18 protein-coding genes are annotated in these 24,895 nt (G+C 64.2%); 10 read left to right on the forward strand and 8 right to left on the reverse strand.

Going from position 1 to position 24,895, the window contains the following annotated elements; all coding sequences use genetic code 11:
• Positions 1-43 precede the first annotated feature (43 nt).
• The 5 genes from tssK (at position 44) to tssH (ending at position 7,519) form a co-directional block, all read left to right on the forward strand.
• The gene (gene tssK, locus JNB89_RS17590) at positions 44-1,390 is read left to right on the forward strand and encodes a type VI secretion system baseplate subunit TssK (protein WP_220363129.1); all 1,347 of its coding nucleotides are present in this window, start codon (positions 44-46) and stop codon (positions 1,388-1,390) included.
• Complete coding sequence (locus JNB89_RS17595; RefSeq protein ID WP_220363130.1) at positions 1,387-2,058, forward strand: DotU/TssL family secretion system protein; 672 nt, start codon at positions 1,387-1,389, stop codon at positions 2,056-2,058. Before tssK ends, JNB89_RS17595 begins: the two co-directional genes overlap by 4 nt.
• The gene (locus JNB89_RS17600) at positions 2,058-3,920 is read left to right on the forward strand and encodes an OmpA family protein (protein ID WP_220363131.1); all 1,863 of its coding nucleotides are present in this window, start codon (positions 2,058-2,060) and stop codon (positions 3,918-3,920) included. Before JNB89_RS17595 ends, JNB89_RS17600 begins: the two co-directional genes overlap by 1 nt.
• Positions 3,921-3,933: 13 nt before the next feature.
• Positions 3,934-4,419 carry an Hcp family type VI secretion system effector gene (locus JNB89_RS17605; RefSeq protein WP_013338144.1) on the forward strand — a complete coding sequence of 162 codons (486 nt, stop codon included), beginning with the start codon at positions 3,934-3,936 and terminating at the stop codon, positions 4,417-4,419.
• 313 nt (positions 4,420-4,732) lie between these two features.
• Entirely contained in the window at positions 4,733-7,519 is a 2,787-nt protein-coding gene (gene tssH / locus JNB89_RS17610) for a type VI secretion system ATPase TssH (protein WP_220363132.1), read from the forward strand.
• Positions 7,520-7,712: 193 nt separating this feature from the next.
• Here the strand turns inward: tssH and JNB89_RS17615 are convergent, their stop codons facing one another.
• From JNB89_RS17615 to aspT, 3 genes are all read right to left on the reverse strand, one after another.
• Positions 7,713-8,936: a pyridoxal-phosphate-dependent aminotransferase family protein gene (locus JNB89_RS17615; protein WP_220363133.1), complete on the reverse strand. Its 1,224-nt coding sequence runs from the start codon at positions 8,934-8,936 to the stop codon at positions 7,713-7,715.
• Positions 8,937-9,113: 177 nt separating this feature from the next.
• Positions 9,114-10,778, reverse strand: coding sequence for a bifunctional aspartate transaminase/aspartate 4-decarboxylase (locus JNB89_RS17620; RefSeq protein WP_220363134.1), 1,665 nt, complete (start codon positions 10,776-10,778; stop codon positions 9,114-9,116).
• 93 nt (positions 10,779-10,871) lie between these two features.
• The gene (gene aspT / locus JNB89_RS17625) at positions 10,872-12,554 is read right to left on the reverse strand and encodes an aspartate-alanine antiporter (RefSeq protein ID WP_220363183.1); all 1,683 of its coding nucleotides are present in this window, start codon (positions 12,552-12,554) and stop codon (positions 10,872-10,874) included.
• Positions 12,555-13,377: 823 nt separating this feature from the next.
• On the opposite strand from aspT, the gene JNB89_RS17630 reads away from it, so the two are divergent.
• Positions 13,378-14,376 carry a 2-hydroxyacid dehydrogenase gene (locus tag JNB89_RS17630; RefSeq protein ID WP_220363135.1) on the forward strand — a complete coding sequence of 333 codons (999 nt, stop codon included), beginning with the start codon at positions 13,378-13,380 and terminating at the stop codon, positions 14,374-14,376.
• Positions 14,377-14,446: 70 nt separating this feature from the next.
• Here JNB89_RS17630 and JNB89_RS17635 read toward each other — a convergent pair whose 3' ends face one another.
• Positions 14,447-15,061, reverse strand: coding sequence for a plasmid fertility inhibition factor family protein (locus tag JNB89_RS17635; RefSeq protein ID WP_220363136.1), 615 nt, complete (start codon positions 15,059-15,061; stop codon positions 14,447-14,449).
• 94 nt (positions 15,062-15,155) lie between these two features.
• Here JNB89_RS17635 and JNB89_RS17640 point away from each other — a divergent pair, with 94 nt between their 5' ends.
• Positions 15,156-15,980, forward strand: coding sequence for a crotonase/enoyl-CoA hydratase family protein (locus JNB89_RS17640; protein ID WP_220363137.1), 825 nt, complete (start codon positions 15,156-15,158; stop codon positions 15,978-15,980).
• A 197-nt stretch (positions 15,981-16,177) separates the two neighbouring features.
• Positions 16,178-17,344, forward strand: a complete 1,167-nt coding sequence (locus tag JNB89_RS17645) for an MFS transporter (RefSeq protein WP_013338136.1) — start codon at positions 16,178-16,180, stop codon at positions 17,342-17,344.
• 88 nt (positions 17,345-17,432) lie between these two features.
• Here JNB89_RS17645 and fahA read toward each other — a convergent pair whose 3' ends face one another.
• Genes fahA through JNB89_RS17660 form a run of 3 tightly spaced genes read right to left on the reverse strand, consistent with a single transcriptional unit; the run spans position 17,433 to position 21,472 of the window.
• Complete coding sequence (fahA, locus tag JNB89_RS17650; RefSeq protein ID WP_220363138.1) at positions 17,433-18,734, reverse strand: fumarylacetoacetase; 1,302 nt, start codon at positions 18,732-18,734, stop codon at positions 17,433-17,435.
• Positions 18,731-20,077: a homogentisate 1,2-dioxygenase gene (gene hmgA / locus JNB89_RS17655; RefSeq protein WP_220363139.1), complete on the reverse strand. Its 1,347-nt coding sequence runs from the start codon at positions 20,075-20,077 to the stop codon at positions 18,731-18,733. Before hmgA ends, fahA begins: the two co-directional genes overlap by 4 nt.
• Positions 20,078-20,107: 30 nt before the next feature.
• A complete protein-coding gene (locus JNB89_RS17660) occupies positions 20,108-21,472 on the reverse strand; it encodes an MFS transporter (protein ID WP_220363140.1) in 1,365 nt (454 codons plus the stop codon).
• A 250-nt stretch (positions 21,473-21,722) separates the two neighbouring features.
• Here JNB89_RS17660 and JNB89_RS17665 point away from each other — a divergent pair, with 250 nt between their 5' ends.
• Positions 21,723-22,556, forward strand: coding sequence for an EAL domain-containing protein (locus tag JNB89_RS17665; protein WP_013338132.1), 834 nt, complete (start codon positions 21,723-21,725; stop codon positions 22,554-22,556).
• Between the two features lie 210 nt (positions 22,557-22,766).
• Here JNB89_RS17665 and JNB89_RS17670 read toward each other — a convergent pair whose 3' ends face one another.
• A complete protein-coding gene (locus tag JNB89_RS17670; protein WP_220363141.1) occupies positions 22,767-23,552 on the reverse strand; it encodes an IclR family transcriptional regulator in 786 nt (261 codons plus the stop codon).
• Positions 23,553-23,645: 93 nt separating this feature from the next.
• On the opposite strand from JNB89_RS17670, the gene JNB89_RS17675 reads away from it, so the two are divergent.
• Complete coding sequence (locus JNB89_RS17675) at positions 23,646-24,836, forward strand: acyl-CoA dehydrogenase (protein ID WP_013587212.1); 1,191 nt, start codon at positions 23,646-23,648, stop codon at positions 24,834-24,836.
• The last annotated feature ends 59 nt before the right edge of the window (positions 24,837-24,895 follow it).

Genomic DNA, 24,895 nt, shown 5'->3' on the forward strand with positions numbered 1-24,895 from the left:
CAGGGGATTGGCTTGAGGGACGTTTCAGGCATCAACCATAACGATGAAGATTACAAGACCGCTGTGGGCGCAGGGCATTTTCATGACGCCCCAGCATTTCCAGCAACAGGCGCTGTGGGAGCGGTACGCCGACGAGCGCACGGCGCGCATCGGCAGTCCCGACCCTTGGGGAGTGAACCGGGTGGCCTTCGACACGCAGGCGTTATCGATCGACCGTCTGCAACTGGCGTCGCTGGATCTGCGTCTGCCCGACGGCACCCTGTTCGATACCGAATCCGCCGACCGACTGCCGTCGCCTCGTGATTTAAGCGAGGTGCCTGCGCACACGGAAGCGGTCGTCGTGCTTGCGGCCCTGCCGCTCGTCGACCCGCAGGGTGGAAACTGCATCGAAGCTGGTGAGAAGCCTGCGCGTCCGCGCCGCTACACGCGGGAGTTCCTGCAAGTCGCCGATCTCAACGGCGAGGGCAAGGAGGAGATCAGCGTCGAGCGTCACGCGCTTGCGCTGCTGTTCGACTTCGAGGAGCCAGGCGGCTATGTGACGTGCCCCATCGGCAGGATCGTGCGCAATGCGCAAGGCCGTTTCGAGATTGACGCAGCATTCGTCCCGCCGTGCCTCGTGCTGTCCGCGAGCAGCCAGTTGACGGGCCGCATGAACCGGTTATCCGAAATCCTGAGTGCGAAAAGCGCAAGTCTCGCCGTGCGCCGGCGCGAGCGCTCCGACCAGATCGCCGACTACGCGGTCGCCGACGTTTCGCTGTTCTGGCTGCTGCACAGCGTGAACAGTACGTGGCCCGATCTTGCACGCTTGTGCCAGGCGCCGGATCAGCATCCCGAGCGCCTGTATAGCGTGCTGGCGCGACTGGCCGGCTCGCTGCTCACGTTCTCCACTACCGAAACGCTAAGAGCCATTCCGCCGTATGCGCACGGCGCGCCGGAACCGGTTTTTGCGGAACTGGAGTCGCTGATCCGAACGCTGCTCGATACGGTGATTCCGTCGCGCGTCGTGCCGATCGCCCTCGAACGTATTCGTGACACGGCGTGGCTCGGCAAGATCAACGACGAGCGGCTCGTCGAAGGCGCGGACTACTACCTGTCGGTCCGCTCTGCCCTGCCCGCGCACGCGCTGCTCGAACAGTTGCCGCGTTTGTGCAAGGCCGGCGCGCCGGACGAGGTCGAGCAGATCGTCAACTCGGCGCTCTCCGGCATTCCGTTGCGCACCATGTCGCGGCTTCCCGCCGCCATTCCTGTGCGCATCGAAAATCAGTATTTCGCGCTCGACGGTGCCCACCCCGCGTTCAAACGTATGGTGGATGCGCGCGCGTGCCAGTTCTACGTCCCGGCCTCCATGCCCGATGTGTCGCTGGAACTTTACGCGGTGCTGCCGACATGACGTACGCATCGACAAGCCGCGCGGCCACGCTGCCGCCTTCTTTGTTACCCGTCGCGTTGCGCGACACGGCGCTGACAGTCGCATTGCTGGCTACGGATCCCGCGCCGCAGTCGTTCAGCGCCTTTCGCGACAAATGCAAGCAGCAGGTGCGCAGGCTGCGCGAGGAAATGCAATCCGCGGGGCATCCGCAAGGCGTAATCGAAGACGCCGCTTACGCCCAATGCGCGCTGCTCGACGAAACAGCGTTGAGCAATCTGCGGGGCGACGATCGTGACGCCTGGCAGCGTCTGCCGCTGCAAGTCGACGAATTCCACAGCAACGACGCGGGGCATGAACTGATTGCGCGTATCGAGCGCCGTCTGGCTGAGCCGCAACCGGTGCTGCCGCTGCTGGCCATCTTCTGCGCGGTGCTGGACCTGGGGTTCACCGGCAAATTCGCATTCGCTGGCCGCGAGGCCCGCGCCGCGCTCGTCAAGGCGCTCAGCGAACGGCTCGGCCGCGCTCAGGACACGTCAAGCTCCATCGTCATCAAAGCGCCCGGCTCGACGCGCTGGACCGAGCGGCTTACGCCGCTGACGTGGGTCGTCGGCGCGTGCGTCGTCGCCGCCGTCGTGTACGTCGCGCTGGATCAATGGCTCAACGCCTCCGTCGCCCGGATAGCACATTGATGGAGCCGCGTTTGACTGGTTACCCGAGTGGTTATCCATACCGCACGCTCTTCGTGTGGGTCGCTCTGCTGGCGCTGATCTGGCTTGCGCTGTCTTCGCCCCTGTCCGCCGGGTGGAACGCGGTCTTCGCTGCGCTCGTGATTTTCTGCGCATTCGTTGCCGTCGTGCTGGCGACGAGGCGTGTGCACGCCCGTCGCGAGGCGACCCGCCAAGTGCTCGACGCCGCGGACACCGCGCTGGGCTCGCTGCCCGCCGAGCTGAAACACAACACGCCGCTGGTGATCGCCGTGGGCGACAACAGCGGCGAACTGGACCGTCTGTTTGGCCCCGCGCTCGTTCGCATGACGGACTCCGTCATCTGGGTACGCAACGATGACCCGGCGCGGCTCATGTATCTGGCCGATGCGCTCAAGCGCTGGCGTGACGGCCAGGGGCCCGACGCCATCGCGTATCTGCTGGCTATCGACGAGGCCACTGGCACCCTTACGTTGCAGGCCGCGCTCAGGCGCTGGTGTTCGGCGATCGGTGAGGCAAGCCGCGCGATAGGCTATGCGCTGCCGCTATGCGTTGCGCTCTATGCGCGCGAAACGGGACCAGCGAAAGAAGACGCGCCGTGGTTCGGCGTCTCGGGTGCAGAGGGAATGCAGCCAGACGCGCTCGTCGACCTGATCGCGGGGAGACTCGCCCAGTACACGCACATGGCGAGCCCCGAGATAGCGGAAGAGCGTGAGTTGCGCGCGCACCGCGCCGCGCGCCTCGACGCCATCGTGCGTTGGGCAAGCCAGACTATCGTGCCGGCCTTCACCCATGCTCCACGGGGCGCGTTGCGATTGGCCGCGCTGGGCGTGACGGCAGTCGGCGGGCGACCGGCCGCTGACTCCCTGTTCGGCCAATTCGTCACCGGCATCACCGACTTGCCGCTCGCGAGCGCAGACGGTCGCGCACGGCGTGCGAGCGCCGCACACGCACAAGCAGTAAGAGCGGTTCAAGCGGACCCGTCGCAGTCTCAAACTCCGCAGCCGCAAACTCCGCAGCCGCCCACGCTCAGCTCGTACCCGCTGCCCGACCCGTTGATTCGCGGCATCGAGCCTCAGCCCGTAAGGCGCGCGCTGCCGCGTGCGCTCGCGCATGCGTTCGTGTGGCTCACTGCCTGCTTCTGCGCGGCCGCGGCGGCATCGGCCTGGCAGAATCGGGCGCTGGTGGAACGGATGGTCGCCGATATGGCTCGCTACCGGGCGATTGCGCCCGCCGAAGACGCCGCCCGCGTCGACGCGCTCAAAGCCGTCAAGCGGGATCGCGACGAGCTGGAACGCTATGCGAGCCTCGGCGTGCCGCCGCGGCTCGGACTGGGCCTGTACCGCGGAGCCCCGCTGCAGCAACCGGTCAACGCGCTGATCGCCAGCTATCAGCCGCCGCCCCCTGCGCCCGTTCCGCCGCCCACCATCGAACTGGACAGCATGTCGTTGTTCCGTTCCGGCAGCGCGGTGCTGAGCCCCGGCTCTAACCGTGTGCTGATCGGCGCTCTCGAAATGATCAAGGCGCATCCGGACAAGCGCGTACTGGTGGCGGGCCATACCGATTCCGTCGGCACCCCGGCCAGCAATCTGAAACTCTCGGAGGCGCGCGCAGCGTCCGTGCGCGACTGGCTGGCGGACGCATCCGGCATTGCGTTGACGCGCTTCGCCATTCAAGGCTACGGCGACACGCGTCCGAAAGCGCCCAACTCGACAGAGGCAGGCCGCGCGGCCAACCGCCGGGTCGAAATCACACTGGTCCCGGATTGCCGGGACACGTTCGAGGAAAGCAGGAACGGCAACAGCCGTTCCATCCCCCAAGGCCACACGGCCTGTTCACTGGAGTAAAAGGAAGAAGAAAATGGCAATTCCGGCATACATGTGGATCAAGGACGATGGCGGCGCCGACATCAAGGGTTCGGTCACCGTTCAGGGTCGCGAAGGCAGCGTCGAGGTGGTGGCGCTTCAGCATGGCGTCAGTATTCCGACCGATTCGAACACCGGCAAACTGACCGGCACGCGCGTACACCTGCCGATCACCTTCACGAAGGAGACGGACGCCTCGTCGCCGTATCTGTACAAGGCCGTCACCAGCGGTCAGACGCTCAAGTCGATCGAGATCAAGTGGTACAAGATCGACGACGCGGGCAAAGAGAAAGAGTATTTCAACACCAAGCTCGACAACGTGAAGGTCGTGGCGGTGAACCCGAAGATGCACGACATCAAGAACCCCGAGTTCGAAAAGCACAATCATCTCGAAGACGTGCAACTGCGCTACGAGAAGATCACGTGGTCGTACAAGGACGGCAACATCATCCACACCGACACCTGGAACGAACGCTCCTGATGACGCGCTGCGTCCTGCGCTGTGCGGGCGCCGGTTCGTCCGCTCAGCGGCGGTTCGGACCGGTTCCTGTCAGCCATTGGACCGTCATGGGACCGTCATTGGACCATCGTTGGACCTCCTGTGGACCCTCATCGGACCATCGTTGATCAGCCCATGACCAGCCATCGAGCAGCCATTGAGCGGCCAGCGCAGGGCGGCACGCGCCTACCGGCGCAGCCGACCGCGCTTGCGTCGCGCTCGTATGGCTTCGCTATCGCTTCCCGATCGTTCCTTCATCGCCTCTCATCCGCCGCCTCACTAGCCGCTTGCCGCCATGACTCATCGCGACCTCTCTCCGTATCTGCGCCGTCTCAACGATCACTGCGCCCGCGCGCTCGCCGACGCCGCGAGTCTGTGCGCGACGCGTGCCCATCGTGACATCGAAGTCGAACACTGGTTGATCAAGCTGCTCGAACTGGGCGACGGGGACATCGTCGCAATCATGCGCCGCTACACGCTCGACGTGGACGGAGTGTGGAACGGCCTGCTAAGTGCAATCGACCGCCTGCCACACGACCTGCGCGGCAAGCCCGGCTTGTCCTCCCGGCTCGGGCAACTGCTCGAAGCGGCCTGGCTGCGGGCGTCGCTCGAAGCGCAAACACCGCTGATCCGCTCCGCGCATCTGCTGGCGGCACTGGCGGACATGCCGCAATTGCTGCGTGCGCCGGACGCGTGGGCGCTGCTTTCACTGTCGTCCGTGCAGATCGAGCGCCTCACGCCCGAGCTCAACTGGACGTCCGTCGAAGCGCCGGCCAGCAGCCCCTGCACACAGGAGCCGGACAACGTACCGAACGCGCACGACACAGCGGACAGCGCGCTCCCCGATGAGCCCGACTCCGATCCCTTCCCCGCCGTCGCGCGCGCGGGCGGCCTCGCCAAGCCGGTGTCCGAGGCGCTCGACCGCTTCACTATCGACGTCACGCAGAAAGCGCGCGAAGGCGCCATCGACCCTGTGTTCGGCCGCGACGTCGAGATCCGCCAAATGATCGACATCCTCGCGCGCCGGCGCAAGAACAACCCGATCCTGGTCGGCGAGCCCGGGGTGGGCAAGACGGCGCTCGTCGAGGGCCTTGCGCTGAAAATCGCCGAGGGCGACGTGCCCGCCGCGATCCGCGACGTGCGCCTGCTCACGCTCGACCTCGGCCTGCTGCAAGCGGGCGCGGGCGTCAAAGGCGAGTTCGAGCAGCGTCTGAAGAACGTGATCGCGGCGGTACAGCAATCGCCGACGCCGATATTGCTGTTCATCGACGAAGCGCATACGTTGATCGGCGCCGGCAACTCGGCGGGCAGCGGCGACGCGGCCAATCTGCTGAAGCCGGCGCTCGCACGCGGAGAGCTGCGCACGATTGCCGCGACCACCTGGTCCGAATACAAGCAGTACTTCGAGCGCGACGCAGCGCTCGAACGCCGTTTCCAGACGGTGAAGGTCGACGAACCCGACGACGAGAACGCATGCCTGATGCTACGCGGCCTGAAGGACCGCTACGCGCGCCACCACGGCGTGCATATCACGGAGGCCGCCGTCAGCGCGGCTGTGCGTCTGTCGCGCCGCTATCTGAGCGGGCGGCAACTGCCCGACAAGGCTGTCGACCTGATCGACACCGCGGCAGCCCGCGTGCGTATGAGCATGGACGCGACGCCGGTCGCAATTGCCGCGCGTCATGCGGAACTGGCCGCGCTGCGCGTGGAGCGCGAGGCGCTGGTCGCGGACCAGGGCGCGACATCCGTGGATATGAGCGAGCGGCTTCGCGGCATCGACGCACGCCTCTCTGCCCTCGCTCATGAGGTCGAGGAGCTGGACGCGGACTACGCCGGACAGAAGGCTGCCATCACGTCGCTCACGGAGTTGCGCACAAAATGGCGCGACGCGCCCGACGACTCGGCGCGACACGACCTGGAGCCGGCTATCCGGGCGGCGCATGCGCGCCTCGCCCGCGACGCGAACGGCGCGCTGATTCATGCCGAGGTCGACGAGGCCGTGATAGCACGCGTCATTGCCGACTGGACCGGCGTGCCGGTCGGCAGCCTGCTCGAAGACGAACTCACCACGCTGCTGGAACTGGAGACGCGGCTCGCGGGCAGCGTCGTCGGCCAGCAGGACGCGCTCGCCGCATTGGGCAAAACGCTGCGTGCCGCCAAGGCCGGCTTGAAGTCCGACGAAGCGCCGCTCGGCGTATTTCTGCTCGTCGGCCCTTCGGGCGTAGGCAAGACAGAAACGGCACGGGCTTTGGCCGACCTGATGTTCGGCGGTGAACGCGCGCTGATTACGATCAACCTCTCCGAGTATCAGGAAGCGCACACGGTCTCGCAACTGAAGGGTTCGCCGCCCGGTTACGTCGGCTATGGCCGGGGCGGCGTGCTGACGGAGGCGGTGCGTCAACGGCCCTATAGCGTGGTGCTGCTCGACGAGGTGGAAAAGGCCCATCGCGACGTCCTGAATCTGTTTTATCAGGTGTTCGACCGCGGGTTCATGCGCGACGGCGAAGGGCGCGTAATCGACTTTCGCAACACCGTCATCGTGATGACGTCGAACCTGGGCAGCGAGCAGATCATGGCCGCCGTCGAGGCCGCATCGGAAACTGCGAACGAAGATGCGACAGCAGACACAAACGAGGCACCGGCACACCATGCCGAACCGACCAGCGCCATGCTCATGAAGGCCATTCGCCCGCTACTGGTCGAACATTTTCAGCCGGCATTGCTCGCGCGTTTTCAGACCGTCGTGTACCGGCCTCTCACGGCTGAAGCGCTCGCGCAAATCGTGCAGATGAAACTCGACAAGGTCGCACGTCGCATCGAAAAGCGCTTTGCCGTACCGCTTGTCTGCGACGATGCGCTCATTGCGGAACTCGTGCGTGCGTGCCTGTTGCCCGACTCGGGCGCGCGCAATATCGACAGCCTGCTCGATCAGCAGATCCTTCCGGTGCTTTCACGCGAATTGCTCGAGCGCGTTGCAAGCCATGAGTTGCCGTCGCGAATCAGACTCGGCTATTCGGACGAAACAGGCATTAGCGTCGACTTCGACAGCGACTGCGCTGCCGAGTACGAGGCAGCGGCATGACGCACGACCAGACGCGGCTCGAGATGCTGAACGCGCATCTGCAACGCGCCTGAACGCAGGTATCGGTTGCAGCGCATGCGGGCGTCGGAACCATCCGGCGCCTGCCGCCGCGAACGAGCGGTGAAAAGACCCGCGGGTCTGCAGCCGCGCAACGCATCCGCGATGCGCGGCCGGTCGGCCGTCCGGCACAGGGCTATTTTCCTTCGGACAACGCCCTTTCCAGCGCCGCGACGCCGGCGGGCAAATCCACCTTGACGCCCAGGTCCACCATGGTCCGTCCCAACGCGTGCACGGTGCGAAACAGGTTGTGCTCGCGGCACTGCTCGCCCATCTGTCCAATCCGTACAATCGGCAAGCCGAACGAACCCGAGATTTCCACCTGATGTTGCCGCGAAATGTGCGCGCACACATCGCCCGGACTCAGACCCGCGGGCACCTCGATTCCCACCACCGAATTCAACCGGCACTCCTTCGGCGCATACAACTGCAAGCCGAGTGCCGTCACGCCGTCCTGCAACGCCACTGAACACTTCTGGTGCCGCGCAAAACGCTTTTCGAGCGTTTCCGCGCATACAAGCCGCAACGCCTCGTGCAACGCGAGCACGCCCGAAACCGGCGCGGTGTAGTGATACCCCGCGTTGTGCCAGAAGTTCTCCGCGAGCGACGCATCCAGACACCAGTGCGCGTTCGGCGCCGTGCGCCCTTTTACGCGTTCCCAGGCCGCGTCGGAAAACGCAATGAGCGACACGCCGGGAATCGACGACAAGCCCTTCTGTCCACCGGTGATCACTGCATCGATACCCCATGCGTCCATGGCGAGCGGCATGGTGCTCAAAGTGCACACAGCGTCGACTATCACCAGCGCGCCCGCCGCCTTCGCCAACGCAGCAATGTCCTTCAGTTGATAATTCCACACCGTGTTCGACGTCTCGCCCTGCACGACGGTGACGATCTCCGGACGCTCGCGGCGAATCGCCTCGGCAATCTCGTCGAGACTCGCCACCGACCTGTCCGCCACCTCCAGCGTACTCACGCGCGCGCCGACGCGGCGGCCCATCTCGGCCATCCGTCCGCTGAAAAAGCCGTTCTTGATGCTGAGCATGCGCGTGCCTTCCCACGCGAGGTTGGAGATCGCCATTTCCATCGCGGCCGAGCCCGGTCCGGCGACGCCCAGCACCCACTTCGAATGCGTCTGGAACACGTAGCGCGCCATCGTCTTCACCTGGCTGATCACCTTCACCATGGTCGCGCCCAGGTGATTGATCACGATCGTATTGGCCTTGGCGACGGCGGCCGGAATCGGCACGGGGCCGGCGCCCATCATCAGCAACGGCTCTTCGGGAAGAATGGCGTCGAGCGATTCGACAGCCGGACAGGGCACAACAGCGGACGTAAGCTTGGATGATGAAGTCGGCATGATCGGTACTTGAAGGAAAACGCAAGATAAACGCACAGGAGCCAACGGCCTCGCGAGCAGTCACGCTGGCGAGGCCGTCGTTCGATCATTCACCGATCCGCGCGATTGCGCAAGTTTTTTGATCCTGCCTCACGCAAGGGTGCCGCGGCGAGGCCATCGCGGCACCGTTCGCCGCCGTCATTTCACCGCATTCTTGTCGAGTTTCTTGCCGGTTGCCGCATTGAAGCGCTCCACGTATTCCTCGATCAGCCGACGCATGGACCGACCGATCTGCCGATAATCCGACTCGTTGAGGTTGGCAAGCGACACACGCCCCGACGGATGCTGCGTGCCGAAGCCGCGTCCGGGCAACAGTACGACGCGCGCCTCCCGCGCAAGCCGAAATAGCAGCTCCGAGGGCTCGGTGTTCTTCAGCAGCCAGTCGACGAACTCGCGCCCGTACGCGCGCTCGCCAAGGAACTCGACGTCGAGAATCGTGTAGTAATCCACCTGGTTCGGGTCGTCGTCGGCGAACGAAATGCCGACTTCTTCGTAGAGTGCCTGCTTGCGCTTGCGGATCAGGCGCTTGAGCGCGTTCTTGTAGGCGTCGGGCGTGTCCATCAGCGAGAACAGCGAAAACAGCACCATCTGCACTTGTTGCGGCGTGGACAGCCCCGCCGTGTGATTGAGCGCGACGGTCCGGCTGTCGGCCACCAGACGGTCGATGAACTTGAGCTTTTCGGGCTCGGTGGTAATCGACTCGTAGCGTTCGTGCAACTGCTTCTTCACGTCCTTCGGCAACTCGGCGATCAGCCTGTCGAGCACATTGTCGCGATGCGTCGCGATGGTGCCGAGGCGCCAACCGGTCGCGCCGAAGTACTTTGAATACGAATACACGAGGATCGTATTCTTCGGCGCGAGCGCGAACAGCGAAACGAAACCGTCGGCGAACGTGCCATATACGTCGTCGGTCAGGAGAATCAGCTCGGGCCGTTCCTTCACGATGTCGGCAATGTAGCGCAGGCTTTCGTCGTCTATCTTCACCGAAGGCGGATTGCTCGGATTGACGAGGAAGAACGCTTTCACTTTCGGATCGCGCAGCTTGTCGAGCTCGCCCTTCGAATATTGCCAGCCGTTCGCGACGTCCGCCTCGAGATTCACCACATTCAACTGGTAGTCGTTCAGACGAGGAATTTCGATGTACGGCGTGAAGATAGGCATGCCGAGCGCAATCGTGTCGCCCGCCTTGATGAGGTGATTCTCCCGCATCGTGTTGAAGATGTACGTCATGGCCGCCGTGCCGCCTTCGACGGCGAACACGTCGAACTCGCCGACGAACGGATGCGCGCCGATCATCTCGCGCCGCAAGTACTGGCCGACAATTATTTCGGATAACTTGAGCATCCGGTCGGGCACCGGGTAGTTCGAGGCCAGAATCCCTTCGCACATTTCATACAGGAAGTCGCCGGCGGACAGTCCCAACTGGTCGCGCACATACGACACCGCCCCGCGCAGGAAGTCGATACCAGGCACGCCCTTGTTCTCGCGCAGGAACAGGTCGAAGCGTTCCTCGAGCCCGTCGCGCCTTGGAAATCCGCCGACGCCTTCCGGCATGTAGGCGAACGAGCGCTCCGACTCGCGCATCGCAAAGAGCCCGAGTTGCCAGAAGCCATGACGCGGAATGGTCGCGAGGAAGTTCGGATTGCCGCGCCCCGCGTTGAGCATTGCAACGTTGGCCGGACGCTCGACAACGCCGCCGCCCGCGGCCTTGATGAGCTCGTCCTTAAGCTCGAACGGACTGAGTGCCTCAAAACCCGCTTGCGCCATATCGCCGCGTTTGCTGTCGCCCTTTTCCTTTGCCATGATGCGTTCTCCAGTGAGCCAGATGAAAGCGCCGCCGCGCGCTGCCTGCGTGAGGCTGCGGCCAGCGCAAGAAGAGACCGATAAAGCGCGCTGCTAGACAAGCCCGACCACCAGCGGCCCGAGCAGGGTCAATGCGACGTTTGCAATCGCATACGTGATGGCGAACGGCACGGTAGGCACTGCGCTCTCCGCCTTGTCGAGCACGCCGCCGAATGCCGGATTGGCGCTGCGCGAGCCCGTCAGCGCGCCCGCGAGGATGGCCGCGTTGTTGTAGCGAAGCACATAGCGGCCGAACAGCATGGTGAGGATGAGCGGAAACAGCGTGACGAACACACCGAGCAGGAAGATCGTCATGCCGCTCTGCTTGACGGTGACCACCGCCTGCAAGCCGGAATTCAGGCCGACCACGGCAACGAAAGCCGCGAGTCCGAAGTCCTTCAGCAACTGCGACGCCGCCGTGGGCATCACGCCGTACATGGGATGCTTGCCGCGCATCCAGCCGAACAGCAGGCCCGCGAGCAGGCAGCCGCCGCCTGAGCCGAGCGTGAGCGGAATGCCGCCGACATCGACGACGATCAGGCCAACCAGCAAGCCCAGCACCAAGCCCACGCCCATGTAGATGAAGTCGGTCTTGTTGGTGTACGGCAGTTCGTAGCCGGCGGCCTGCACGGCGCGTTGAGTGTCTTTCGGCGATCCGTAGAAGGTGATCACGTCACCGTGTTCAAGCTTCGTCTCGGGTAGCAGCGGCAACGGCTGGCCGGCGCGCGACACGTTCTGGATGTACACGCCGTGGCGCATGTCGCGATCCACGATCTCGCGCGCGGCGGCAATCGTCGTGTGATTCATGCCCTTGCGCGTGAACACCGCCTCGCGCGTTTGCATGACCACGCCCACGTCGCCGATGTCGGCGACCTCGCTGCCGTTCGAGCCGAACTCGACCACGGCTTCGCGGCGGCCCACCACCAGCACCACGTCGTCGGGCTCGAGTATCAGATCCGGCGCCGGGTCGAGCACGTGGCCGCCGCGCTTGACGCGTTCGATGGTCAGGAGGTCGCGGTGCAGCGTCTCCACCTGCTTGACCGACTTGCCTGCGCTGACGTCGATCCGGTATGCGCGCCCGATCAGTTCCGGCAGCGCGAGAACCTGTCCCGGCCCGCGTGACGATCCGCCCGACGTGAGTTCGCGCTCCGCCTCGATGGAGGCATCGCGCAAGCTCTGCCCCATGAATTTGGGCAGGATATTGACGCACACGATAATCGCGCCGAGCGAGCCGAATACGTATGTCACCGCATAGGCGATCGCCACGTCCGACTGCAGCGCCTTCACCTCCTCGGCGGGCAGGCCCAGGCGTGCAATTGCGTCGCCCGCGGTGCCGATAATCGCGGACTGCGTGAGCGCGCCGCCCGCAAGGCCGGCCGCGAGTCCCTTGTTCAGATGGAACAGCTTCGCGCACACCACCACCGTGATCAACGCGGTGACGGCGAGGAACACCGCCATCGCAATCTCACGTAACGTTTTGCGGTTCAGCGAATTGAAAAAGCCCGGTCCGGAGTCGTAACCGACCGCGTAGATGAAGACGGCGAACATGACGCTTTTCACACCGTTGTCGATCGTCACACCGGCCTGACTGATGACCACGGCCGCCAGCAGCGACCCGCCCACGCCGCCCAGCTGGAACTTGCCGAAGTTGATCTGGCCGATGAAGTACCCCGCTGCCAACGATAAAAACAGCGCCATCTCCGGTGATTTCTGAAAAACGTGATGTAGCCAGTCCATCATGCCCTCGCTCGGTAGTTGGTCTTGCTGATTGCATGGCGCTGCGGCCGCGTGCGGCAAAGCGGACCGTTCGACGTGAATGGGCGGCGGGAGCGGCCATGACCGGTCCCAACGTGAGTAAAAGGGGGTGAAGGCGCGGGAGTGAGCGTGACGCCTGGCGGATATGAGCGAAGTATTGCGAGCCATTGGTCAACGTCTGCATGAAGGCCAATAAGTCGATATCCGCCAGACAGGCTGCATGACGCACGCGGAGACAAAACGAACGAATTCCGATTACAAGGCTCGTGAATAGCGCGATCTGCGGTCGATTCTTCGGCAATTCCGCTCATAGTGGGATGACTGATTCACGCGTTCGTTTGCGATCTGCGCAAATAGATTGCGCAGTCAAATGATGCGTACTCTTCGTTCGATAGCTATCTGGCTAAACCGCCCGACTGAAAATCATTAGCGTCATGTTCCACGGGGAGTTAGAAAAACGCTCAAGCGGCATTCAGTCGCTGTAATTAGCGATTCCAATTATGAGCAGCGCTGCGGGCGGAAACAGCAAACCGAAGCAACCCCGAACCGCAAGTGCCAAAGCGCTGACATTCAGCTCACGAGCTTTTTTAAATTATGAAAGTTCAGGACACCTGTCAATGCTATTTTTCTCGGGGGTTATCCTTGAACTTCGCAAAAGGTGGACCTATGCAAAACGCAGCCTTATGCGCTTTATCAGATTGGGATTGCAGTAAGCTGGTTATACTCGTTCACACCAAGCGCTAGGCGCAGGTTGCATTAAGCGCGAAATGACCGCGCGGCCGCGCGCGATTTTCTGGAGTAAGCAATGCGCATGATTCTGTTCAGCAGCCGTCAATACGATGTCGAAACTTTCGCTGAAGCGAATGCCGCGCATCGCTATGAACTGCATTTCCAGGAATCGCATCTGGATAGCGAAACAGCCGTTCTCGCGCACGGCTATGACGTGGTGTGCCCGTTCGTCAACGACCGCGTCGACGCTGCGGTGCTGGAAAGGCTGCACGCAGGCGGCACGCGCATGATCGCGTTGCGCTCCGCGGGCTTCAATCACGTCGACCTCGCGGCGGCCGAGCGCCTTGGTATCGCCGTCGCTCGCGTACCGGCGTATTCGCCGCACGCGGTTGCCGAGCATGCCGTCGGCCTCATTCTTGCGTTGAACCGGCGCATTCCGCGCGCCGTCGCGCGAACCCGTGAAGGCGATTTCTCGCTGCACGGGCTGCTCGGTTTCGATCTGCACGGCAAGACGGTCGGCGTAGTCGGCACCGGGATGATTGGCCGCGTGTTCGCACGCATCATGGCGGGCTTCGGCATGCGCGTGCTTGCGCACGATCCAGGCCCGCCCGCCGACGATCTGCTCGCGCTCGGCGCGCGCTACGTCGCGCTGAACACGCTGCTTGCTGAATCGGACATTGTCAGCCTGCATTGTCCGCTGGTGCCGGCCACGTACCATCTGATCGACGCGGCGGCGCTCGCCAGAATGAAGCGCGGTGCGATGCTGATCAACACCGGGCGCGGCGGCCTGGTCGAGAGCAACGCGCTTGTCGGTGCGCTGAAGGATGGCCAGCTCGGTCACCTGGGGTTGGATGTCTACGAGGAAGAAGGCGGCTTGTTCTTCGAGGACCATTCGAATCTACCGCTGCAAGACGACGTGCTCGCCCGCTTGCTGATGTTCCCGAATGTGATCGTGACCGCGCACCAGGCTTTTTTTACTCGGGAGGCGATGAACGAGATCGCGCAGACCACACTCGCGAACGTCGCGGCGTGGCAGGCCGGCACGCCGCGCAATGCGGTGCGCGCCAACAGTTAGATCCGCCTTTGCGGCGAACCGCGCGAACGCGACTGACCCGGCGGACCTGGCTCGCCGCCAAGCGGAGCACCTACCCGCCGCCCCCACCGGACGTAACGCAACGGATCGCCGTGCGGGCGTCGTCCGCTGCCCCGCACAACTCACGCAGCAACGCCGACTCGCGCTCATGCACTTCGACGGGAAACCAGCGCGCCCCCGCCTCAGCGAGATAGCGCGCGCGATGCTGGCCATTACGAAACGCCACCACGCCCTCGCGTTGCAGGCCCAGCCAGCCCAGCAAGCCGGGCGCACGGCGCGTCGTGATAGTTACATACGGCATTTGCGGAATACGCGGATTGTCGGGAGCGAGGAACTCGCGAATGCCGCGCACTTTTCCCGCATGCCATTCGGCAACGGGCTTCAGCACATAATCGGTGTTGTCGCGATCGGCGCACGCGAGCAGCTTGCGCACGTCGACTAGCACGACCTGATGGCGCGTGCCGTCCGCGACGAAGACGCGTTTCAGCCGCACATGGTCGTACCATGAATGCCGATCGAGCGGCACGATCCAGACTGTTTCGACGCAGGCCCGCGCATCCGCGGACGATAAATTGGACAAAGGCAAAGGCAGGCTCGATAAGCTGGCAGCAGTGCGCCAGCGCGTTAAGAGAGCGCTAACGCTACGAGTCGATTGTGAAAGAAGCATGACAAGCCACGGTATTAACTGCTCTGCATGAGCGCTGCAAGGCGCCCGTTCAAACGAGCGAAACGGGCGGGCGCGGACCTTCAAGGACACAACGATGACCGACACGCGAAATTTCAATCAGCATGTGCGCATCGAGGCTAATCACGATAACGGCGTAGCAACTATCGTGCTTGAGCGTCCGGAGCGCCGTAATGCAGTAGACCGCCACGTCGCCGATGCGTTGACCGCGGCCTTCCAGTGCTTCGAGGCCGAGCCGGCGTGGCGCGCGGCCGTGCTGTTCGGCGCGGGCGGCACCTTTTGCGCGGGCGCCGACTTGAGCGCGCTCGCCGACGAAGCGCGCCGCAACCAGATCAGCGCGGACGGCAGCGGCTCAGGGCCGATGGGACCCACGCGCATGCATTTCACGAAGCCGGTCATCGCCGCAATCACGGGCTATGCAGTCGCGGGCGGGCTGGAACTGGCGGCCATGTGCGACCTGCGAGTCGTCGAGGAGGACGCGGTGCTCGGCGTGTTCTGCCGCCGCGTGGGCATTCCGTTGATCGACGGCGGCACGATCCGCTTGCCTCGCCTGATCGGCCTGTCGCGCGCACTCGACCTGATTCTCACCGGACGCGCGGTGAGCGCGCAGGAGGCACTCGACTTCGGGCTGGCCAATCGCGTGGTCCGCACCGGCGAGGCGCGCGCGTCGGCGGAGCGACTCGCGGCTGAACTGGCCGCGTTTCCGCAGGCGGCGCTGCTGGCCGACCGCCGCTCGGCGTTGGAAAACAGCCCGCTGGAAAATCTCGCGGAGGCCCTGCGGCGGGAGGGCGCGGGCGGCTATCAGGCGGTATTAGAGGAAGGCTTTGCGGGCGCCGAGCGTTTTGCACGGAGCGCGGAGCGGCAAGGGAAAGCACTGGGTCCGCAAGACGGCCGGGGCTAGCCAGCGTCCGGATTGGGCGGTGGGATTAGGCCCGGCGCCGGACGCGGCGGCCGACCGCTCAGCACTATCGTTTTGACTTAGGTAGAATCCCTGACTTATTTGCCTGATTTGGCGCATGCGCTCTCGTTCCGAAGACGCGCGCCGGCCGCGCGGCGCCTGCGCCGCGCCGACTCACCGCCCACCAGCAGCCCACCGACATGCCTTTGCCCCTGCTTGCACTCGCCGTTGCCGCCTTTGGCATCGGCACCACTGAATTCGTCATCATGGGGCTCTTGCCCAATGTCGCGCGCGACCTGTCGGTCTCCATTCCGGCGGCAGGCATGCTGGTCTCGGCCTATGCGCTGGGCGTGACGATCGGCGCGCCGATCGTGGCGATTGCGGTCGCCAACATGCCGCGCAAGAAAGCGTTGATGAGCCTGATCGGGGTATTCATCGTCGGCAATCTGCTGTGTGCGCTCGCGCCGGGCTATGCGGTGCTCATGGCCGCGCGCATCGTCACCGCCTTTTGCCATGGCGCGTTTTTCGGGATCGGCTCGGTGGTGGCCGCCGGGCTCGTCGCGCCGAACCGCCGCGCGCAAGCCATCGCGCTGATGTTCACGGGCCTCACGCTAGCCAACGTGCTGGGTGTGCCGCTTGGCACCGCGCTCGGCCAGGCCGCCGGCTGGCGGGCGACGTTCTGGGCCGTGACCGGCATCGGCATTGCCGCGGCCGCCGCGCTGGCGGTGTGCCTGCCCGCGAAGATCGAGATGCAGAAAGCGAGCCTCGTGCGCGAGTTCAGCGTGCTGAAGAATCCGCAAGTGCTGATGGTGCTCGGCATCAGCGTGCTGGCGTCGGCCAGCCTGTTCTCGACGTTCACCTACATCACGCCGATTCTCGAAGACGTGACCGGCTTTACGCCGCACGCGGTCACGCTGGTGCTGCTGCTGTTCGGCCTTGGTCTGACCGTTGGCAGCACGCTCGGCGGCAAGCTCGCCGACTGGCGGCTCATGCCTTCGCTGGTGGCATTTCTGTTCGCCATCGTCGTGATCCTGACGATTTTTGCGGGTACCATGCACGCCGAAATCCCGGCGATGGTCACTATCTTCGCGTGGGGCGTTCTGGCGTTCGCCATCGTGCCGCCGCTGCAAATGCTGATTGTCGACCGCGCGAGCCACGCGCCGAATCTTGCGTCGACGTTAAACCAGGGTGCGTTCAACCTCGGCAATGCAATGGGCGCGTGGCTGGGCGGCATGGCGATCGACGCGGGTGCGCCGTTGACCATGCTGCCGTGGGTCGGGGTGGCGACATCCATTGGCGCGCTCGCGCTGACGCTGTGGTCGGTGTCCATCGACCGGCGCGCGCAGCGCATGGCCGTGGCGGGGTAAGCGCGGTGCAAAGGTGCATAGGTGCAAAGGTTCAAGGGTGCCTCGCGCGCGCCTGCCGGCCTCGTGCTGCAGCCGGCGCGCCTTGGCATCACTCGTGCGCCGCGAGAATCTCGCCGACACAGGCGCCGAACCCCACGCGATAACCGTCGCCCTGGCACCAACCGGCAAGCGTCAATTCATCGCCGTCTTCAATGAAGCTGCGGGTGCCGCCCTCTTTCAGCTCGAGCGGCTTTTTGCCGTTCCACGTCAGTTCCAGCAGGCTGCCGTATGAATCTTCGGTCGGACCGCTAATCGTGCCCGAGCCCATCAGGTCGCCCACTCGCGTGTTGCAGCCCGACACGGTGTGATGGGCGAGCTGCTGCGCCATCGTCCAGTACATATGCCTGAAGTTGGTCCGCGTGATGGTTGTGGCCTGGCTGGCGCCTTGCGGACGCAGTTTCACTTCCAGGTTGATGTCGAACGCATGCTGACCGTCATGCCGCAGGTAGGCCAGCGGCTGCGGCTCCTGCACCGGCTGCGCGACGCGAAACGGCTCGAGTGCGTCGAGCGTGACGATCCACGGCGAGATGGTGGTCGCGAACGATTTGGCATTGAACGGGCCGAGCGGCACGTATTCCCATTGCTGGATGTCGCGCGCGCTCCAGTCGTTCAGCAGCACCATGCCGAAGATGTGTGCTTCGGCGTCCGCACATGCAATCGGCTCGCCCAACGCGTTGCCGCTGCCTATCACAAAGCCCGTCTCCAGTTCGATGTCGAGCTTGCGGCACGCGCCGAACACCGGCCGTTCCTGATCCGGCAACTTGAGCTGGCCATTGGGCCGGCGCACCGGCGTGCCGCTCACCACGACCGACGACGCGCGTCCGTTGTAACCAATCGGCATCTCGGACCAGTTCGGCAGTAGTGCGTTCTTTGCGTCGCGAAACATGCAGCCGACGTTCGTCGCGTGTTCTTTCGACGAGTAAAAGTCGGTGTAGCCGGGAATCTGCACCGGCAGATGAAGCCGCGCATGCGCCGCACGCACCAGCACTTTGGCGCGCAGCGCGGCGGCGTCGCGCAGCGTGGCCGTGTCCCGCGCAAGCAGGTCGCTCAACTGGATGCGCACGCTGCGCCACACGTCGCGGCCACGTGAGATGAAGTCGTTCAGGCTATCGCGCGCAAACACGTCGGCGCCCGACGGCACCTTCAGCAGCCCTGCCGCCTGCAATGCGGCCAGATCGACGATTTCATCGCCTATCGCCACGCCCGCGCGGCGCGCGGCGTTGCCGGTATCGCTGAAGATGCCAAACGGCAGGTTCTGAATCGGGAAGTCGTGACCCGGCTGGTTGGCCGACTCGACCCAGCTCTTGCGTAACGGATCAAGCGTTGCCTGAAGACTGCTCACTGCGCTCATCGTTGCTCCGGATTGAAGTGTTTCTTGAGACCCTGCCAGCACTCGTAGTAATGCGCCTGAAGTTGCGCGGTTTCGAGCGCAAAGCGCGTCGGCTTGATCAGCGTGCGCGCTTCGAACATGAAGGCCATGGTGTCGCCCACCTTGTTGGGCTTCGACGTATCGCTGCGCGACGCTTTCTCGAAGGTCTCGGCGTCGGGGCCGTGGCCGGACATGCAGTTGTGCAGGCTCGCGCCGCCCGGCATGAAGCCCTCGGCCTTCGCGTCGTACACGCCATGCACGAGCCCCATGAACTCGCTCGCCACATTGCGATGGAACCACGGCGGGCGGAACGTATCTTCGGCGGCGAGCCAGCGAGGCGGAAAAATCACGAAGTCGATTGAGTCGACGCCCGGCGTGTCGCTTTGCGATTGCAGCACGAGAAAGATCGACGGATCGGGATGGTCGAAGCTGATCGAGCCGATTGTGTTGAAGCGCCGCAGGTCGTATTTGTACGGCGCGTAGTTGCCGTGCCACGCCACCACGTCGAGCGGCGAGTGGCCAATGTCCGCGCGCCACAGATTGCCGTTCATCTTCGCGACCAGCTCGAAATTGCCTTCGCGGTCCTCGTAGGCGGCATGCGGCGTGAGGAAGTCGCGCGGATTGGCAAGACCGTTCGAGCCGATCGGGCCCAGGTCCGGCAAGCGCAGCAACGCCCCGAAGTTTTCGCAGATGTAACCGCGCGCTTCGCCGTCCGGCAGGTTCACCGCAAAGCGCACGCCGCGCGGAATCACTGCGATCTCGAACGGTTGAACGTCGAGCCGGCCCAGCTCCGTGGCGATCTCGAGCCGCCCTTGCTGCGGCACGATCAGCAGCTCGCCGTCCGCGTTGTAGAAGAAGCGCCCGCTCATCGAGCGATTCGCGGCGTACACGTGAATTGCGCAGCCGCTCATCGATTCGGCCGCGCCGTTGCCCGCCATCGTCACCCAGCCGTCGACGAAATCGGTCGGCTCGGTCGGCATGGGCAACGGGTCCCAGCGCAACTGGTCAGGCGGGGTTGGCGGTACATCGGCGAAATTGGCGACGATGCGCTCCGAAGGTAGGCGCGTGAACGGCTTGTGCACGGCTGCCGGACGGATGCGGTACAGCCACGAACGCCGGTTATGGCCGCGCGGCGCGGTGAACGCGGTGCCCGACAACTGTTCGGCGTACAAACCATAGGCAACGCGCTGCGGCGAGTTGCGCCCTTCAGGCAGCGCGCCAGGCAGCGCCTCGGTCGCGAATTCGTTGGCAAAGCCGGACTGATAGCCTGGCTCGATCTCGAGCCGCGAACTCAGCGTGTTCGGCTCACGGGTTGGGGTATGCATGCAAGGTTCTCCGTTGCTACGGTTGGTGTCTCACGCGGTTTGCGGCTCGGACGGGCGGCTGCGTTGCCGTGTCGCCGCCGCCAGCGCGACCACCAGCAGAGCGGAACACAGCACCGGCACGGCGGCCGCATGAAACAGCGATTCGTTCGACCAGTTCAGCGCGATCAACTGCCCGCCGACGAGCGGTCCGATCACCGAACCGATACGCCCGATGCCAAGGCTCCAGCCAATGCCGGTGGAGCGCAGCGTGGTGGGATAAAAGTGCCCGGCCAGCGCGTTCACGGCCGGCTGTCCGCCGACCACGCAGAAGCCTCCTGCGAACACCACCAGCAAAAGCCACGGCAATACATGCGCAACGGTGCCGATGGTGCCCACGGCGAGCGCCGCCCCCGCGAAGCACACGAACAGCACGCGCACAAAGCCGAAACGTTCGATGAACCAGCCGAGCAGCAACGTGCCGACCACGCCGCCCGTCTGCAACACGGTGCCCACGATCACCGCCGTGCTCGGCGAATAACCGGCGTCACGCATGACGGTAGGCAGCCAGTTCGAGAGAAAGTAAAGATCGATCAGGTTCATGAAGCTGATCGCCCAAAGAATTAGCGTGACCGGCGCGCGGCCCGCGCGGAACAGCTCTGCCACCGGCGCACCGTCGTTGCCCTTCTCGCGCACCACGACGCGCGTGTCGGCGTCGATCCGCAGGTGCGGATTGAAGCGCGCCAGCCAGCGCAGCGCGCGGTCGCTGCGGCCCTTGAGCACGAGAAACTGCAGCGATTCCGGCAGCAGCGCAAGCATGGCGACGGCGAGCAGCAACGGCACTACGCCGCCGACCCAGAACACCGCGCGCCAGCCATAGGCCGGAATCAGCGCGGCGCTGATAAAGCCGCCGAGCGCCGCGCCCACGGTGAAGCCGCACGACACCAGCATCATGCGCTTCACGCGATGCGCGGGCGTCGAGAATTCGCCGACCAGCGCCATCGCATTCGGCATGATGCAGCCGAGACCCAGGCCGGTGACGAAGCGCAGCGCGATCAGCGCGGGAATGGTCGAGACGAAGGGCGTGGCGAGCATCGACAGCGCGAAGAAAAAGGTCGCGCCGATCAGCACAGGACGACGGCCGATACGGTCGGCCAGCACGGAAAGCCCCAGCGCCCCCAGCAGCATGCCGAGCAGGCTCGCGCTGAAAACCGGGCCGAGCGCCGCCTTCGACACGTGCCATTCGCCTATCACGCTGGGCGCCACGTAGCCCATGGCTTGCGCGTCGAAGCCGTCGATCACGAGACAGAGCCCGCACAAGGCGAGCAGCATGAACTGGAACGCGGGGTGACGCGTTTCGGCGAGCACACGCTCGACCTCGATCACGTTGGCGTTTGCTGGGGCCGGCTCGGCGCGCATTGGGGCTGTCTCCAAAGTATGGGGCTCTGTGAATTTACGCATAGTAAAACGAATTACGTTACGTGAAATTAACGTATACCCTGAAGAGGGCCTTCGACCAGCGCCCAGGCCCGCACGGAGGGCCTTCGGCGGATATGGTTATAAGCATTTTGTCCATGTGGCTTGGGCGGGGACTGCTACCATCGAAGGACGCGGCGCTCGTGCCCGGTTCCAGTGCCCCTCGCGCTGCCCCAGTACTCCAATCTCCTAAATGATTCCGCCGACCATTCCCCACCTCGTTGCGCGCGCATCCGAGCATCCTTTTCTCGGCAAACATCTGGCGATGGCGCGCGGCACGCACGCAGACGTCGTCGTGGCGCGCTTTGCCGAGCTCGAATTGACGAGCGCCTACGAGCCTATCTTCGACATCAGCGTGCACGCGCTGGCGCAATCGCTCTCGTCGGACGTGGAGAACGTGGATCGTTTCGGCGATGAACTCGGCTTCCAGGCGGTCACCCAGCGGCTTGACGCCGCTCCGTTCGACTTGTTCGAGGCGTTCGACCGCATCGCCGACGATCAGGAACTGGTCGCGCTAGACCGCATGTCGCGCGCGCTGCATGCGATCAATTTCTTCGGCGCGCAGCGGCACGGCCTGCTGTTTCTGCGGGTGCACGAGCGGCTGTTGAAGAGCGTGAAGTACGACCACGGGCGGCACTTCTCGAGCGTGCTGATGTCGTTCGGTCTGAACCCGTCGAGGATAGTGATCGAGCTGCCCGCGGCGGCCGTCGCGCACAAGACCTTTCTCGGCTATCTGACGAAAAGCTATCAGCGCTACGGCTTCAAGGTGGCCGGCAATCTCTCCAACGCCGGACAGATTCTTTCCGTGTCGGACACGGCGCGGCTCGATTTTCTGAAGATGGATGCGGCTAGCGCGCTGCGCGACGCGACAGTAAAACCGCTAGTCGGCTATGCAAGCCGGCTGCGCATCCCGCTGATTTTCAACCGCGTGATGGACGCAACACAGTTCGAAGCGCTGCAGCAATATGATGTGCGTTTCGTGCAGGGGCCGCTTTTCAACGCCCATTATCACGATCGTGCGGCTTGAGGTGGGTTTGGGGCGGGTTTGGCTTGAGCCTGGGCTTGAGCTTGGCTTCGGCTTCGGTTCGGCCTAGGCTTCGGTTCAGCCTACGTATGGGTTCGGCCTAGGCTTGCGTTCGGCGTCCGTCCGGCTTCGGTTCGTCTTTAGCTCGGCAGGAGTTCGGCCCGGCTTCTTCGCTGGCCGCTCGGTGCTCGCCCGGTTCGGTTCAGCCGCTGGTCAGCCCGCGTCGCCCAGACGCCGCGCTAGCGCCTTTAGCCGCGGCGCCACTCTTTCGCGAAACACATCTTCTCCCATCGACGAAGCCGGCCCGCTGCAACTCAGCACGAGCCAGCGCTTGTCCCGCGGCTCGCGAAACGGCACCGCGACGGCGTTCACATCGTCGTGCCAGGCGCGAAACGAATAGCAGCAGCGCTCTTTCGCGAACCCGGCAATTTCCTTCATGGCGTCGGCGACCAGCGCCGTTGCGCCCTTGCCCGCCGCTTTCTTCAATTCCGCGAGCAGCGCGTCGCGCACGTCCGCGGGCTGCACGGCGAGATAGGCGCGTCCCATCGAACTCGTCAGCATCGACAGTTTCGAGCCGGGCGCGAGGCCGAGCGTCAGCGCCGTTTCGCTACGAATCGTGTCCAGGTAGATCATGTCGAGGCCGTCGCGGCAGCCAAGCGAGACCGCTGCCCCCACCTCGCGCGCGAACGTGCGCATGTGCGGGCGCGCGAGTTCCAGCGTGTCGGTACCCGAAAGAAGCGCGAAGCCAAGCGACAGCACGCCCGCGTCCAGCGCGTATTTGCCGACCGACTCGTCGAGCCGCAGGTAGCCGAGCACGGTCAGCGTATAGGCAAGGCGATTGACGGTGGCCTTCGGCAAGCCTGTGCGCTCGACGAAATCGCGGTTGCCGAGCAGCGTCTCGCCGGGCCTGAAGGCGCGCAGCAGATCGAGCCCACGCGCGAGGGCAACGACGAATTTGCGTTCGTCGAGCGGTTCGGTGGAAGTGGCTGCGGGCGTCATGCGATGATACACTCGGGTGTCGTTTGCAAAACATTGTTTCGCATAGCGGAACTCAAGTCAAGCCTGCATCAGGCAAGCATCAGGAGATACGTCATGGCCGAGGCCGCGCAGTTTCACTGGGAAGACCCCTTGCTGCTCGATCAGCAGCTCACTGAAGACGAACGCATGGTGCGCGACGCCGCCGCGGCCTATGCGCAAGACAAGCTCCAGCCACGCGTGCTCGAAGCGTTCCGTCATGAAAAGACCGACATCGAGATCTTTCGCGAAATGGGCGAACTCGGCCTGCTCGGCCCGACCATTCCCGAGCAATACGGCGGGCCGGGGCTCAACTATGTAGCGTATGGCCTGATTGCGCGGGAAGTGGAGCGCGTCGATTCCGGCTACCGCTCGATGATGTCGGTGCAGTCCTCGCTCGTGATGGTGCCCATCTACGAATTCGGCTCTGAGGCGCAGAAGCAGAAGTACTTGCCGAAGCTCGCCACCGGCGAATGGATCGGCTGCTTCGGGCTGACCGAGCCAAACCACGGCTCGGACCCGGGCAGCATGGTCACGCGCGCAAAGAAGGTGGACGGCGGCTATTCGCTGTCGGGCTCGAAAATGTGGATCACCAATTCGCCGATCGCCGATGTCTTCGTCGTGTGGGCGAAGCTCGAGGAGAACGGCAAGGACACGATTCGCGGCTTCATTCTCGAAAAGGGCTGGAAGGGTCTCTCCGCGCCGACCATCCATAGCAAGGTGGGCTTGCGCGCGTCGATCACAGGCGAGATCGTGCTCGACGAAGTGTTCGTGCCGGAAGAAAACCGCTTTCCGGAAGTGAGCGGCCTGCGCGGTCCGTTCACATGCCTGAACTCGGCGCGCTATGGCATTGCGTGGGGTGCCCTCGGCGCTGCGGAAGCCTGCTGGCACACTGCGCGTCAGTATGTGCTCGATCGCAAGCAGTTCGGCCGGCCGCTCGCGGCCAACCAGTTGATCCAGAAGAAGCTCGCCGACATGCAGACCGAGATCACGCTCGGCCTGCAAGGCGTGCTACGCCTCGGCCGCATGAAGGACGAAGGAACGGCGGCCGTCGAAATCACGTCGATCATGAAGCGCAATTCTTGCGGCAAGGCGCTCGACATTGCGCGGCTCGCGCGCGACATGCTGGGCGGCAACGGCATCTCGGACGAGTTCGGCATTGCGCGGCACCTGGTGAATCTCGAAGTGGTGAACACCTATGAAGGCACACACGATATTCACGCACTGATTCTTGGCCGCGCGCAGACGGGAATTCAGGCGTTCTTCTGAATCTCAACGTGAAATGCGAAGTTGCCGGCGGTGCATAGGCGCTCCGGCATGGCGAAAAA

The sequence above is a fragment of the Paraburkholderia phenoliruptrix genome, assembly GCF_019511605.1.
Taxonomy (GTDB): Bacteria; Pseudomonadota; Gammaproteobacteria; order Burkholderiales; family Burkholderiaceae; genus Paraburkholderia; species Paraburkholderia phenoliruptrix_A.